This is a genomic window from Waterburya sp. (genome assembly GCF_058530065.1).
Map to the genome: position 1 here is coordinate 1 of NZ_JBZNBU010000059.1, position 14,691 is coordinate 14,691.

The 14,691-nt window shown below is 38.0% G+C and carries 13 protein-coding genes; 10 read left to right on the top strand and 3 right to left on the bottom strand.

Translation table 11 applies throughout. From position 1 onward, the window contains the following. The first annotated feature begins 236 nt into the window (after positions 1-236). The 4 genes from AC33VI_RS03935 to AC33VI_RS03950 all read left to right on the top strand — a co-directional run bounded on the left by AC33VI_RS03935 (position 237) and on the right by AC33VI_RS03950 (position 3,702). Complete coding sequence (locus tag AC33VI_RS03935) at positions 237-1,013, top strand: RNA polymerase sigma factor SigF (protein WP_491780966.1); 777 nt, start codon at positions 237-239, stop codon at positions 1,011-1,013. A gap of 152 nt (positions 1,014-1,165) precedes the next feature. Beyond that, positions 1,166-1,954 (top strand): hypothetical protein, encoded by a 789-nt coding sequence (locus AC33VI_RS03940; RefSeq protein ID WP_491780967.1) that lies wholly within the window; start codon positions 1,166-1,168, stop codon positions 1,952-1,954. A gap of 198 nt (positions 1,955-2,152) precedes the next feature. After that, positions 2,153-2,749 (top strand): PAP/fibrillin family protein, encoded by a 597-nt coding sequence (locus tag AC33VI_RS03945; RefSeq protein ID WP_491780968.1) that lies wholly within the window; start codon positions 2,153-2,155, stop codon positions 2,747-2,749. An 89-nt stretch (positions 2,750-2,838) separates the two neighbouring features. Then, a complete protein-coding gene (locus AC33VI_RS03950; RefSeq protein WP_491780969.1) occupies positions 2,839-3,702 on the top strand; it encodes a hypothetical protein in 864 nt (287 codons plus the stop codon). 125 nt (positions 3,703-3,827) lie between these two features. Here AC33VI_RS03950 and AC33VI_RS03955 read toward each other — a convergent pair whose 3' ends face one another. Beyond that, on the bottom strand, positions 3,828-4,676 hold the full coding sequence (locus tag AC33VI_RS03955) for an acyl-CoA desaturase (RefSeq protein WP_491780970.1): 849 nt from the start codon (positions 4,674-4,676) through the stop codon (positions 3,828-3,830). A gap of 294 nt (positions 4,677-4,970) precedes the next feature. Here AC33VI_RS03955 and AC33VI_RS03960 point away from each other — a divergent pair, with 294 nt between their 5' ends. Then, entirely contained in the window at positions 4,971-6,200 is a 1,230-nt protein-coding gene (locus AC33VI_RS03960; RefSeq protein ID WP_491780971.1) for a TetR family transcriptional regulator, read from the top strand. Positions 6,201-6,600: 400 nt separating this feature from the next. Here the strand turns inward: AC33VI_RS03960 and AC33VI_RS03965 are convergent, their stop codons facing one another. Together AC33VI_RS03965 and AC33VI_RS03970 are read right to left on the bottom strand one after the other, a co-directional pair. Further along, complete coding sequence (locus AC33VI_RS03965) at positions 6,601-7,296, bottom strand: IS110 family RNA-guided transposase (RefSeq protein WP_491780978.1); 696 nt, start codon at positions 7,294-7,296, stop codon at positions 6,601-6,603. A gap of 597 nt (positions 7,297-7,893) precedes the next feature. Next, positions 7,894-8,976, bottom strand: a complete 1,083-nt coding sequence (locus tag AC33VI_RS03970; protein ID WP_491780972.1) for a glycosyltransferase family 4 protein — start codon at positions 8,974-8,976, stop codon at positions 7,894-7,896. Between the two features lie 284 nt (positions 8,977-9,260). Between AC33VI_RS03970 and AC33VI_RS03975 the strand changes: the two genes are divergently transcribed. The 5 genes from AC33VI_RS03975 to AC33VI_RS03995 all read left to right on the top strand — a co-directional run. Next, on the top strand, positions 9,261-11,951 hold the full coding sequence (locus AC33VI_RS03975; protein WP_491780973.1) for a phycobilisome rod-core linker polypeptide: 2,691 nt from the start codon (positions 9,261-9,263) through the stop codon (positions 11,949-11,951). 653 nt (positions 11,952-12,604) lie between these two features. Further along, positions 12,605-13,090, top strand: coding sequence for an allophycocyanin subunit alpha (gene apcA, locus AC33VI_RS03980; RefSeq protein ID WP_491780974.1), 486 nt, complete (start codon positions 12,605-12,607; stop codon positions 13,088-13,090). A 111-nt stretch (positions 13,091-13,201) separates the two neighbouring features. After that, positions 13,202-13,687, top strand: a complete 486-nt coding sequence (gene apcB, locus AC33VI_RS03985) for an allophycocyanin subunit beta (RefSeq protein ID WP_491780975.1) — start codon at positions 13,202-13,204, stop codon at positions 13,685-13,687. A gap of 279 nt (positions 13,688-13,966) precedes the next feature. Beyond that, positions 13,967-14,170 (top strand): rod-capping linker protein CpcD domain-containing protein, encoded by a 204-nt coding sequence (locus AC33VI_RS03990; RefSeq protein ID WP_491780976.1) that lies wholly within the window; start codon positions 13,967-13,969, stop codon positions 14,168-14,170. A gap of 120 nt (positions 14,171-14,290) precedes the next feature. Further along, positions 14,291-14,691 (top strand): FtsW/RodA/SpoVE family cell cycle protein (locus tag AC33VI_RS03995; protein ID WP_491780977.1); only part of this gene is annotated, 401 nt, incomplete at its 3' end.

The following is a 14,691-nucleotide window of genomic DNA, read 5'->3' on the forward strand; positions in this document are numbered from 1 at the left end:
CTCTTTTTTTTTTTTGCATTTTTTGTTGGTAAAAATACCGAATGAATCGGTTTTTGGTCAAAATATTAAGTATAATCATCGTCTTTTTTTGTACTTTATACTATAAAAATAGTGGAAATGCTGTTGTCTCTAATAGAGGGTAAATCTAAGCTTAAAAAGTATCTAAAAAAATTGATTTAGATTAAAGACTTATTAGCTTTTACATATTATATTGCTCTCTATCTAGGAATAAATTAATGACAACTTGCGTTAATAAAAATATTAAATTAGATAGCCTCCATTTATTTCATCAGTATCAAAAAAATCAATTGGCTGATATTAGGAATAAGATTATGGAGTTGAATTTTGGATTAGTTAAAAAAGAAGCCTATCATTGGATGAATCAATGTAATGAGAGTTACGAGGATTTATTACAAGTAGGTTCGATAGGATTAATTAGAGCGATCGAACGTTTTAATGTAGAGAAAGGAAATGCTTTTAGTTCCTTTGCAATTCCTTATATTAGAGGAGAAATTCAACATTATTTAAGAGATAAAAGTTGTACTCTCAGAATCCCTCGTCGTTGGTTAGAATTAAGACAGCAATCAGTTTCTTTTGTCAGGAATTTTAGGGAAGAGTATCACCGTCAACCCACTAATCTAGAAATATCTAAATTTTTAGAAGTATCTCCCAAAGAATGGCAAGATATAAAACTAGCTTATCAAAATCGCAAACCTCTTAGTTTGGATATTTCTGTTAATAATGATGTAGAAACCCAAATGAGTTTGGGGGATTTAGTTGCCGATCCTAAGTGTCGTAGTTTTCATTTAGTTTATGAAGATAAAGTACGCTTACAGCAAGCTTTAGGAGAATTGGAAGATCGGACGAGAAATGTTTTAGAATTTGTCTTTTTACACGATCTAACTCAAAAAGAAACAGCCAGAGTTTTAGGGATTAGTGTAGTAACTGTTTCTCGTCAACTGAAGAAAGGATTGAATTTACTCAAAAAATCGATGGCACAAGAAAATTCTTAGTTTTTTAAAACTAGCCGATCTCAAAATCCCCTGTTATGTTGGAGTTTAAAGTCAGACCTCACGAAATTTATTTTGATAGGTGGGATGTACTTAACTAAATTGTTTGGTTACATATTAATGAGGGTTCTTTGAGGAATCCTTGAATTATTATTATGAAGAAAACAGTATTATTGGTATTAACAATATTCATGGCTTCGGTAATGGGAGGATGTTCTTTCTTTTCCAATGCTAATGATGCTAAACAAGATCTCGAAGCAACAGCAAAAAAACCAATTCCAAACGTAAATTCACAATCAGGAAATCCAGAAAACTCGGAAAAAGCTCTAACGGAAGAAGAAGAATTTGCCGACTTGGAAGAAGAAAGCGAAGCTACCCAAACAATTGCAGGCTTAATTCCTGCAACAGATCCTGATAGTCGAGTTAGAAGTAGCGTTCGTGGCAGGCAAGATCCCTTTTCAGTAGTAACTTTGATTCCTGAAATTGAGATCGAACAAGAAGAAGAAAATCAGCCAGCTAGAAATATTAGTAATAGGACGAATAGAGAACGAAGTCGTATCAGTCAACAACCAAATACTCCAGATAGCTCATCTAACCCCATAGATGAATTTCGGACAAAATTGGCTCAAGAAGTAATTATTTTTGGACTTTATGAGTCTAATGGCAGAACTAAATTAATCGTTCGCGCTCCAGAAGAAGATCACAGTCGTTATGTGGAAGTAGGTCAATATTTATCTAACGGTCAAATATTAGTCAAAAGCATCGACTCCAATCATTTTCCTACTCCTTTAGTGATTTTAGAACAGGCTGGAGTGGAAATAGTGAAGGCAGTTGGAGAAAGTCCAGAAGATTCTAAAAAGCAAGCTAGTCTATTACCATCAGAGAACTGGGACAATTCAGCTTTAGTGTCCAATATTTCTTTAAATGTGAAAAATATTGAATAGTTGCTCGTAGTTTTAATTTGACAATATTAATCGGAGCGATCGCTTTTAAAATTTAGGCGATCGCTCTTTAAATATAAATATATAGTCATTTTGAATGGTGATTCTGATTTCAACCTGTTACTATCTCATACAACAGAAATATGCCGATACAATAGGAAATAATAAGTTTAAGACTATAGACTTAAAATTAGATAACCCATGAGTAAAAAAGCAGAACTATTAGAAGCGATCGCAGGGAAGAATCGCGGTTTACTAGCCAATGAGATTGATAATGTTCGAGTTCTTTCTGCCATTCAACAATTAGAAGACACCAATCCGACTAGAAAGCCTTTAGAAGCGAAAAATCTGCTTCAGGGAGACTGGCGTTTGCTCTACACTACCAGCAAAGGAATTTTAGGACTAGATCGTTTTCCTCTATTCAAGTTAGGACAAATTTATCAATGTATCCGCGTTTCCGAAGCGAAAGTTTATAATATTGCAGAAATTATGGGCATCCCCATGCTGGAAGGCTTGGTAAGCGTGGCGGCTACTTTTGAGCCAGTGTCAGAGAGTCGAATTAATGTGATTTTCGAGCGTTCTATAATTGGTTTGCAACGATTCTTTAGCTACAATACCCCAAAGAAATTTATTCAACAAATTGAGTCGGGGAAAAAGTTTCTTCCCTTCGATTTCAAGATAGATCGCGGAGAGCAAAAAGGCTGGTTGGAAATTACTTATCTCGATGAAGATATGAGAATTGGTCGGGGAAACGAAGGCAATGTGTTTGTTCTGACTAAAGAAACTTCTCTAGCTTAAAAGCTTAATATCAGCTTGGAGTATTATCCGTAAGTTTTGCAAGTCGGGAAAGTTTTACAATCAAAAGCAAACAATAAAGAATTTTTATTATGTTACGCAAGATTGTAATTCTATTGATGTCATTGTCGTTGTGCTGGACTACCATCGGTTGTTCTGGATCTTCAACTTCAATGCAGTCTCAACCCTCTTTTAATAATAATGCTAGCGTCCGTACTGCACCATCTTCAATCGCCGACGGCAAATATCCCATACAGCAAGCTACTTACGACGATTCCACTGGGGAATATAGGTTGATGCTACTCAATACTCCTGCAGGGACTTCTCCCGTGCTGCAAACCGCACAATTGCAGATGGCTCGTATTGACGAAGAAGCAGCAGCTAATGGTGAAAAAACCTACCTTGAGGTCAATAGCGGTCAACCCGTAATGTATTTAACCGAAGATTTTAAAATTGAATACGTTCATAACGTTACCGAAACTCAAACCAATCCTCAAACTGGCGAACCTCAAACAGTGGTAGTTCGTAGAGAATCTAATTTTTGGACTCCTTTTGCAGGTGCTTTAGCAGGGCAAGCGATCGGCAGTATGTTGTTCCGCCCTCAATATTATGTTCCCCCTGTATATCAACCAGGAGGTATTTTAACTGGTTATGGTGGTTATGGCAGCAGCTATTCTCAAGCAGTCAATCGCTACCAAGAACGCTACAATGCCCCTCCTGCAGCAGTTAGAAATCGTCGCACCCTAAGAACTACTGGTAGTTTGCGTAATGCTTCTAACAATAAATCTCGCCCATCTTTAAATAATAAAAGTCGTGCTACTGGTTCTGGAGTGGGTTCTAGCACTCTTCGTTCTTCAGGTAAATCAAAACAGTTCAAAAACCGAGGTGGCAGTTTTGGTAGCAGTTCTCGAATGAGAAAACCCAGTCGTAGTTTTGGCAGCAGAAGAAGAAGATAGTTCCAATTATTGATTGTTAGCTAGTAATTAGAATATAAACCAAAGCGATCGCCTTACCTTTAAAGCGATCGCTTTTATATAAATGAGAAAAGAGTTAATCTTAACTGCTCTATCTATGATTAGATTTACATTACAACTTTCTTAGCCAAGCCTAAAGCTCGCAATACTTGAATCGCCCACCAAGTAACGTCAATTTCCCACCAACGTTGACCAGCTTTAGCAACGTGAGGTCTGAAGTGATGGTTATTATGCCAACCTTCACCATAGGCGAGGATACCAACCCACCAAAGATTTAAAGAGCCGTCTTCACATTCAAAGTTTTTGTAACCCCAGAAGTGAGTCGCGCTGTTAACAAACCAAGTACAATGCCAAAGAGTTACCGCTCTGACAAAAATGCCGTAAACTACCCAAGACCAACCGCCAATAGCTAGAAGTCCTAAGCCAAGAGCAACTTGAACCCAGATGAAGTTTGTCTCCAACCAACGGTAGTAAGGATCTCTATTAGTACGAGGCGCATATCTTTTATAGCGATCGTAGCTGAAGTATTTTTCTTGTTTGTACATCAACCAACCCATGTGACTCCACCAGAAACCTTTTTTCGCGGAGTAAGGATCTTTCTCATTATCTTCAGTGTGAGCGTGATGTAGGTTATGTCCAGACACCCAAAAAATTGGACCGCCTTGTAAAGCTAATGCTCCGCAGGTAACTAAGACTCTCTCTAGCCATTTGGGTACTTCCAAACTGCGGTGAGTTAAAATGCGGTGATATGCCAAACAAATACCGATGCTACCAGTCAACCAGTGTAAAAACAAAGCTACGCCCAATCCCGACCAAGAGAAACAAAAGGGTGCTGCTACCAAAGCAATAACGTGGAATACGCTGAAGAAGAAAATATTAAACCAAGATAATTCTAGTTTTTCGGGTTTGCTTTGAGCCGATGGTTTTTCTTGGGGAGCAATTAATTGCTGTGTCATTACTGAATTTTTCCTAAAATAATTTTAAGTCTACAAAGCTAAAAATGTTTTCAGTTAGCTTTTCGATTACGCTCTTGTAAAACCAAGGGAACTAGAATTGTTAGTTAGTCATATTTTCACTTGGTTTGTTGGTGTAATCGGGAAAAAACACTTTTGCAAGTGCCACTTACAAAAGATACTTTAGCAAAATTCCTTAGAGAAGTGCAAGTAAAACTTGCATTTTTTTCTTAAAAAATCCTTAAAAAGCAATAAATGATTTAATTACAATAGAAAAAAGCAGTGTAATCGATAAAAATGCCGACTCCTCGAAAATCTACCAAAGCCCGATTGATTGAAGCAGCTTTGGACTTATTTGCCGAAAGAGGCGTTACTGAAACTACGACGAAAGCAGTTGCAGAACGCGCTCAAGTTAATGAAGTTACTTTATTTCGTAATTTTGGTAACAAGTACCGCTTGCTTTTGGCAGTATTAGAAGATTCGGCGGTATTTGCCAAGTTAGTTCATGCTTTGGTAGAAAAGGCGGATTCTAAAAGTAATGTGGCTGATTTTTTGCAAGAATATGCCCAAGAAAGCCTCAGAACCCTGGATAAAGCCCCTGACTTGGTTCGTTCGATTGTGGGGGAAGCGGGAAATTATCCCGTAGAAAATCGCTTGGCATTGGGTAAAGGATTGAGCGAAGCAAGTCGTTATGTGGCTGAGTATTTGGAAAAGGCGATCGCAGCACAAGATTTAAACAGTACCTTGACTCCAGAACAAATAGTTAATTTGCTCAATTTTTTGCTTTTGGGCTATTTTGTAGTGCAATCTAGTACCGAAGGTTACGATTTTGGCGACGAAAAGGAAGAGATGTTGGACAATATCGTCAAATTATTTCTTCAAGGTTCTTTTACTAGTTCGACGGCAGTTTCCACAACTAGTATTGTCAAGGTAGAAAAACCATCTGAATCCATTGAAGATTTACCCGCTAGTTTGGTGCGATCGCTTTTTCGTAAGGCAAAAAAAACAGGCAAACAAGAATACGCGCTGATCTATGTTTTGTTTGGAGGAGGATTGACTTTAAATGAAGTATTACATTTAGAACGAAACCATTCCATAGTCGAACCGCAGCAACATATATTACAAATTAATTATGGTTTGAGAAGACAAGTTCCTCTCAATAAATGGGTTATGGGTTTTCGTTATGGTTCGACATCAGCTAATCCTTTAATACAATGGTTGAAAAGCCGTAAAGATGATTGCTCGGCAATTTTTATCGATAGTGCCAGTAATCCTATTTCTCAAAACGATTTAGAAGCTATTTGGAACGAAATAACTGCTGATTTGCTTACTCCCCAAGGGGAAAAACCAAAAATTGCTCAAGCTCAACAGACTTGGTGCGTGGAAATGCTAATTAAGGGCATAGAAATAGAAGATTTAAGCATTCTTAGCGGCATGGCGATCGATCGCCTGGAAGATTATGCTCAAGGAGCGAGGAACAAATCTGCTTTGGAAGCTGCGGCTCGTTTGGATAAACAAAAAAGTTAGTTTAGTTAATGGTTAGTTGTTAGTTGTTATGATTTAAAGTCAGATTGCGATCGCTTTGACATTTCTTGAATCCTAATATCATAAGAGGGATATTTTTTTAGGCTGTCATGTGAGTTGTCAAGGGGAAAATAACCTCTGTAACAAAAATATTCTTGGTTTAAAATTTATTGCTCGAACAAGTCAAACTAAGAAAATAAAAAAATAATCCACAACATTCAGTCATCCGTGGTCAAAACCTTAGTTTTGCCACACTTTTCTTGTTCGTCTTGGAGAAAGCTGCACCACTTACAAAAGTTACGAGATCGTTGAACTCTCAGCCTAAAAGACGGGGTTACAGCTAATTCGAGATAGGTTTGTGATTATTTAATCAATTTCTAAAATTCAATTTGTGTTTTTGATTTTATGATGCTTGTTGGGTCATAAAGTTAATTTGATCTGGTTGATTTTTTTTCAGTGCAGCTCTAATTCGACCAATCAACTTACGAGAGACTGCCACGATCGCTTTTTTCTTCCCTGTTTTTGGATAGAGCCTTTCAAAGAATTCTTGTAATTCGGGATCTTTTTTAATCGCTCTCCACGCTACTTGATTGAGAACACGTCGTACTCTTTGATTTCCCTGTCTAGTAATGTGTCCTTTGCGAATTTTATCTCCACTTGAATGCTCAGAAGGGGTTAATCCTGTATAAGAAAATAGTTGTCTCTCATTTTTAAATTGACTGAAATCTCCTAATTCATCAGCCAGAATTCTCGCCGAAAGAACTCCCACTCCTGGAACTGAGCGATAGATTTTTTCCTTTGGGTCAAGCTCCGCTTTTAGCTTCAATTGCTTCTCAATGATTTTAATCTCAGCATCAATACTCTTCCAGACATTCAAGTAAGCTTTGACAACCAGGGCAAACTCCTTTGAAGGAGCTAAGGCAAGCATTTCGCTTACTAGTTTATAGCTCATTTCTCTCTTGTCTTCTGGATCGATCAATCCCATTTGATGACACTTCATTCTGATTTTATTTTTGATAGCGGTTCTGTCTTCAATTAATTGTTGTCTGGTTCTAGTCAGAAACCTTCGCTGTTCCTCTTTTTCTGTTGGAATCCGAATTCCTTATCATAAGATTATTTCTTAATCTAAATATAGAGCAATACTATATGATTTATAAAATCTCTTTCTTCTTTCTTTTCTCTGTGTCCTCAGTTAAATGAGCATTCCCTTGCGCCTGACGGCGGCGCGGGGTCTCATCTCTCAGTGGTTCATTCAAAAAAAGTTTTCGCGAATAATTTAGGAACGTTATATGCTACAAATTATTCATTAAATAAAATATCTTGTGAAATATGGTTGTTTAGACAGTTTAGGACTGTTATCTGGCAACGATAAAATTTCATTAGCCCATTTAAGAAGGTCGGGTATTACTTGTTCTTGCATAAATTTATACGCTCGCTGCCTGTCTTCCGATTTTACAGTTCCTACCCTAATATAGAATCGACAATAATCTCAATTTTCATTTGGAAGCCAATAATGAGCATCAAAAAATATTTCAGATTTTGAGTACCTCAAATGAGTATTTGTCGTAATATTGTTATCATCAAATGCTTTTTGCAGCATAGATGTTTTAATAGCATATGATAAACCTTTTGGTAGTTTATCTTTCTCAGATTCTATTTTCACAACGATAAAATACTTACTTATTACAACTATCTATTATAGGTAATTAATTAAAACTTCTTTAGTTGCTTCTCCTGTTTTTTGCCAACTAAATTTTTGAGCTTGTTCTAAGCTGAGTTGGCTTAATTGCGATCGCATTTCTGTATCTTTTCCTATTTCTTCCATTGCCGAGACAATGGAATTATTATCATAAGGATCGATTAAAATTGCTGCTTCGCCAGTAATTTCGGGCAAAGAAGCTAAGTTAGAAGTAATTACGGGAGTTCCACAAGCCATTGCTTCTAAGGCAGGGAGTCCAAAACCTTCCCAGAAAGTAGGAAAAACTAAAGCAGTCCCATTACTAATAATTATTGGTAGTTGTTTATAGTCAAGATAATCTAAAAAGATAACTCTATCTTCGATATCTAATTCTTTTACTCGTGCTTCTAGTTGAGGAGTAAAACGAGGATCTTTAGATCCCGCGATCGCCAGATAATATTCTTTATTTGATATAGCAGCAAAAGCATTAATTAATCCCTCAATATTTTTATAAGGATCTTGACGACCGAGATATAAAAAATAAGGTTGTGGAATTAAATTTTGTGTTTCTTGTCTGGGGTAAAAATTATCGCGATCGTAACCCAATAAAATTGGCGTAATCTTATTAGCTCCAATACCATAAAAATCTACAATATCTTGAGCAGTAGCTGCCGAATTACAAATAATATGTTCTGCTTGTTGCAAGACTTGAGGAACTACATAACGAAAATAATTAGTCAGAGGAGAAGTGGCGCGAGGAAAACGTAAAGGAATCAAATCGTGACACATCACAATACAACGACATTTGCTATATAGAGGTGCTTCGGGGATTGGAGAATAAATTAAATTTGCCCCTAGCTGTTGGTAAATCTTTGGTAGTTGCCATTGCGTCCAAAGCAGTCTTTTAAAATGTCCTTTACTGCCGAAGTCAGGAGTCATGCCTTGGGGTACGGCATAATGCTGCACATTCTCTATTTTCTTTACTGATAACAAAACAGGATCGAGACTGGAGAGATACTGCACTACATTTTTGGCATAAGTAGCAATGCCAGTAGGTTTGTCGAATAAAACACTTAAATTTACCAATAAAGAATTTGGCAAAGCAGGTCGATCTCCTGTAGGTTAACTGGACTGCATCTGATTATGAAAGACTTTACACAAGTTAACAGTAATGTAGCAGTCAATCTCTTCAAAAGTAATATTTAGTAATAAAGCAAAAACTCAAACTACCACCCTACAAAGCTTCCAATAACCGTCTCTCACTATTGCGATCGCATTCCTGAAAGCTGTGGTTTGAGTACATAGTTCTTAATAAATCCACCGAGCAAGCGCGAAACGTTTTAATCTAAAAGCTGAACTATAAGTAAAAATCTAATAAATTAAACATGAGTGTAACGGCAAGTGGTGGCAGTTCATTAGCCCGTCCTCAACTCTATCAAACAGTAGCGGTATCAACAATCTTGCAAGCAGAGCAGCAAGACCGCTTCTTAGAAGGAGGCGAACTTAAAGAATTAACAGCATATTATAAATCTGGTTTTCAACGTTTAAATATAGCTCAGACTATTACCAATAATGCGGATATTATTGTCTCTAGAGCGGCAAATCGTATCTTCACTGGTGGTTCTCCCATGTCTTATTTGGAAAAACCCCCCGCAGTGGAAGAGATGGCGATGGCTACGGCTGGTGGGAATACTCCAGTTCCAGGGGAAGTAGTCGTTCAAACTAAAGAAGATAATAATAGTGGTGGCATCTTTGGTGCTTTTAAATCTCTTTTTGCTGGGGGTTCGGGACCCGTTCCTCCAGGGTTTAGACCAATTAATATCTCTAACTATGGTCCTGCTAATATGCAGAAGTCTCTAAGGGATATGTCTTGGTTCTTGCGCTACATTAGCTATGCAATCGTGGCGGGTGACCCCAATATTTTGGTAGTCAACATTAGAGGCTTGCGCGAAATTATCGAAAGAGCTTGTTCCAGTGCAGCTACAATTGTGGCATTACAAGAAATGCGTGCTGCTTCTAAAGATTACTTCCGCAAAGATGCAGCATCTGCAGAAATCGTTACTCAATATTTTGACGTAGCAATTTCTGAATTTAAAGCTCCTACTCCTTCAAATAAATTGCGTCAGCGTCCTTCTGACGACGTGCAGGGTCTAGAACTTCCTCAAAGCTATTTTAATGCTTCTGAGAATCGTCCCAAGTTCGTGATGAAACCTGGCTTGTCTACTTTAGAAAAGCAAGCAGTCATCAAAGCAGCTTACAGACAGATTTTTGAACGAGATATTACTCGTGCTTACGGTCAGTCTATTTCTTACTTGGAGTCTCAGGTTAAAAATGGCGACATCTCTATGAAAGAATTTGTCCGTCGCCTTTGTAAGTCCGAACTATATCGCAAGCAGTTCTTCGAGCCATTTATTAATAGTCGCGCTTTAGAACTAGCATTTCGTCACATTTTGGGTCGCGGTCCTTCCTCTCGCGAAGAAGTTCAAGACTACTTCTCCATTGTTTCTGAAAAAGGATTGGCTGGACTAGTGGATGCTTTAGTAGACTCTAACGAGTATGCAGACTACTTTGGCGAAGAAACAGTTCCTTACCTTAGAGGTTTGGGTCAAGAAGCTCAAGAATGTCGTAACTGGGGAATGCAGCAAGATCTGTTGAACTACAGCGCGCCTTTCCGCAAAGTTCCGCAGTTTGTAACTACTTTTGCTCGCTACGACCGTCCTCTACCCGACCAACACGTATATGGTTCTGGGAATGATCCTCTAGAAATTCAATTTGGCGCAATTTTCCCCAAAGAGACTCGCAATCCTAATACTAGTCCCGCACCTTTCAACAAAGACACCAAGCGTCTGTTGATCCATCGCGGTGCTGGTATCAACAATCAAAATAGCAACCCCTCAGCTAGAGGCGAATTCCCTGGTTCTTTAGGGGCAAAAGTATTCCGCTTAAACAACGAATTACCTGCCACTGGCAGAAACACTAGCATTCAGTTCTCCGAGAATTCTACTCAAGCTGTAATTCGCGCTTGTTATCGTCAAGTCTTCGGTCGCGATGTTTATCAAGGTCAAGAACTAAAACAGGCAGAAATTAAACTAGAAAACGGCGATATTACCGTCCGCGATTTTGTCAAAATCTTGGCTAAATCCGATACTTTCCGCAACTTGTATTGGACTTCTTTATATGTAGTCAAAGCTGTAGAATACATCCACCGTCGCTTGTTAGGTCGTCCTACTTACGGTCGTCAAGAAATCAACAAGTACTTCGATATTTGTTCCAAGAAGGGTTTCTATGCTTTGGTAGATGCAATTTTGGATTCCGCTGAATATACCGAAGCTTTTGGGGAAGATACAGTTCCTTACGAACGTTACCTAACTCCTGCTGGTTTGCAGTTGCGTAAAACTCGTCCTGGGGCGATTGAAGAAGGTATTGGCGCGAAAGTTGAAGATACTTCGACTCCTCGTTTTGTAGAGTTGGGTCAAGTAAGCGGAATGCGTACCGAACCCGAAGTCAAGCAGAAAATCGCTCAAGGTGTCACCATACAACGTCAACAAAATAAAGTCTTTAAGCTTACCAATACTCTTGACAAGGTAGCTGTTAAAAATACTATTAAAGCAGCTTACAGACAGATTTTTGAGCGAGATATTGACCCCTATGTAGTACAAACTCAATTCTCATCTTTAGAAAGTCGTTTGGGTAACGGAGACATTACTGTTAAAGAATTTATTGAAGCTTTGGGTAGTTCCGAACTATACCTCAAAGAATTCTATACTCCCTATCCCAACACAAAAGCGATCGAATTGGGTACAAAACACTTCTTGGGACGCGCTCCTTTAACTCAACGAGAAATTCAGAAGTATAACAAAATTTTGGCTTCTCAAGGTCTGAAAGCATTTATTGGCGCGATGGTTGACAGCATGGAATATATTCAAATATTCGGCGAAGATACAGTTCCTTTCCGCCGCTTCCCCACTCTTCCCGCCGCTAATTTCCCTAACACAGAAAGGCTATATAATCAGCTAACCAAGCAAAATGACGATATTGTCATTCCCAGCTTTGAGCCAACTAAGCTGAATGTATAAACTCATAATCCTAACTAATTGTAATTAGCTATTAAAAGCGATCGACTTTCCTTATAAGATTTACGCCAAATTAGTAGATTTTATAAGGATATCGATTGCTCGATCCCTCTTATCATATCTGGGTTTAGATAGTAGCAGAGAACATTAAATTCTGTTAAGAGGGAGCAATTAACTGCAACAAAGTATCCGATGATAATTAAATTGGATTGTAACTCCAGTAAAAAAGAACTCCTTCTAGATAAGTAAAACCTTTTACTTTAGAGGATTTTAAATGCAAAAGTTAGCGTAAAGCATTACTTGTTACTAAGTATTGACTTTATGTGAAAGTTTGTTAAGGCAGTAGCTACTTTTACACATTAGTTAAGGCAAGCTGCAATACTAATTTGTAGCTAAAAGTTGAAAATTGGGTAACAAAACAGAGTAATCTATTATCCAGGAGAGTTTTACAAGCAACAGCAAAACATAGATTTTAAACTTTAGAATCTAGTTAAGTCGATCAATCTCATACCGACCGACTTAGATAAATCGCTTTAGCGCGAAAGTTAAGCGGTTCGCTGATTTGCTGTAAATCTTTTTTCAATTCACACTATCCGCTAAAAGCACGATAGTAAGTTTATTAATTTTGATTTCATTGTATTGGGAGGAATCCATCGATGAGTATTGTCACGAAATCCATCGTGAATGCTGACGCAGAGGCTCGCTACTTGAGTCCTGGCGAATTAGAAAGAATTAAGTCTTTTGTTACAACTGGCGAAAGCCGTTTGCGTATTGCTCAAACTCTAACTGAGTCTCGCGAGCGTATTGTGAAAAGTGCTGGCGACCAATTGTTCCAAAAACGTCCCGACGTTGTTTCTCCTGGTGGAAACGCTTATGGCGAAGAAATGACTGCTACTTGTCTTCGCGACATGGACTACTACTTACGCTTAATCACTTATGGTGTAGTAGCTGGTGATGTTACTCCAATTGAAGAGATTGGGTTGGTTGGTGCTAAGGAGATGTATAAATCTTTAGGTACTGATGTCGGTGCTATGGCTCAGAGCATCCGTGAGATGAAAGCTGTAGCTACTTCTATGATGTCTGCTGAAGACACTGCTGAAGCTGCTTCCTACTTCGATTATGTAATCGGAGCTATGCAGTAGTATTTAATAAAATACTTTACTGCCAACAGATCGCAAACAAACTTTTTCAAAAAATACACTAACTTATCAGTGTCAAATATTTAAGACTAGGTAAGATAAGGAAACAAAACTATGCAAGACGCAATTACCTCTGTAATTAATTCAGCTGACGTTCAAGGCAGATACCTCGATGGTGCTGCTATGGATAAGCTAAAAAACTATTTTCAAACTGGTCAACTAAGAGTCCGTGCTGCTAGCGTAATCAGTGCTAATGCAGCTGCTATTGTTAAAGATGCTGTAGCAAAATCTTTGCTATATTCCGACGTTACTCGTCCTGGCGGAAATATGTATACTACTCGTCGCTATGCAGCTTGTATTCGCGACTTAGACTATTACCTTCGTTATTCCACTTACGCAATGCTAGCTGGAGATCCCTCCATTCTAGACGAACGCGTACTTAACGGATTGAAAGAAACTTATAACTCTTTGGGAGTTCCCGTTGCTTCTACAGTTCAAGCTATTCAAGCTATGAAAGAAGTAACTGCTAGCTTGGTTGGTGCTGATGCTGGTAAAGAAATGGGCGTTTATTTTGACTATATTTGCTCTGGATTAAGCTAAGTTTTTGAGTATCCTGAGTTTATCTTAGAAGAGTAAACGTACAGATTCGGGAAGTCTAGAGTGAGTGCTGGTTCTAATAAAGCTTAATTTTTCGAGCGCGAAAGAAAGATAAGTTTAGAAGATCTAGTATTGACTCCTGACTCCCGAATTTTGTCATTTAGTAGGATCGAGAACAAATTACCAAAGAAATATCGCCATAGAAAAAAGCAAAATAGCTTTTGCAGATATTTACAACAAAAAGATTAAACTTTTTTTTATCACATAAGGAGAATTTATCTCATGCGTATGTTTAGAGTGAAGGCTTGCGTTCCCAGTCAGACTCGAATTCGCACTCAAAGAGAATTGCAAAATACTTATTTTGAGAAACTCGTACCTTACGAGAACTGGTTTCGCGAGCAACAACGCATTCAAAAAATGGGTGGCAAAATTATCTCAGTTAAGTTAGATACTGGAAAACAAGGTACTAATACTGGTTTATCCTAAAGGTAATACGACAAAACTTGAGTAGAAGAGGGGTCTAATCGACCTCTTTTTTGTTATTTTCTTTTATAGCTTCCGATCTGTTACCTTTGAAAAGCAAAATAATAACTAGCAAAAAGATCGGTGAAAGCTAAAGTTTGGCGAAAATGTTTGGGCTATTTAATTCCTGTTGTTAATCCTCAACTTCAATCTTGGACTTGGGAAGCTCGTTTGTTAAATTGGTTGACTTGTGTTTGGTTAATTATCGGTTTGGTGACTTTAGTGTCGGCATCTTACCCCGAAAGTATCATTAATACTGGCGATGGGCTATATATTTTAAAACGCCAGCTAATTGGAGTGATCGTAGGTATAGTAGGCTTCAATAGTATGACTCGTCAATCTTTAAGAAAAACTCTCAAGTATTCACCTTTGATGGTTGTGATTCTATTACTCTTAATTTTTGCTACTTTGATTCCAGGTTTGGGTAAAACGACGATGGGCGCAAGCCGTTGGATTGCTATTGGACCATTTTCGATTCAACCTTC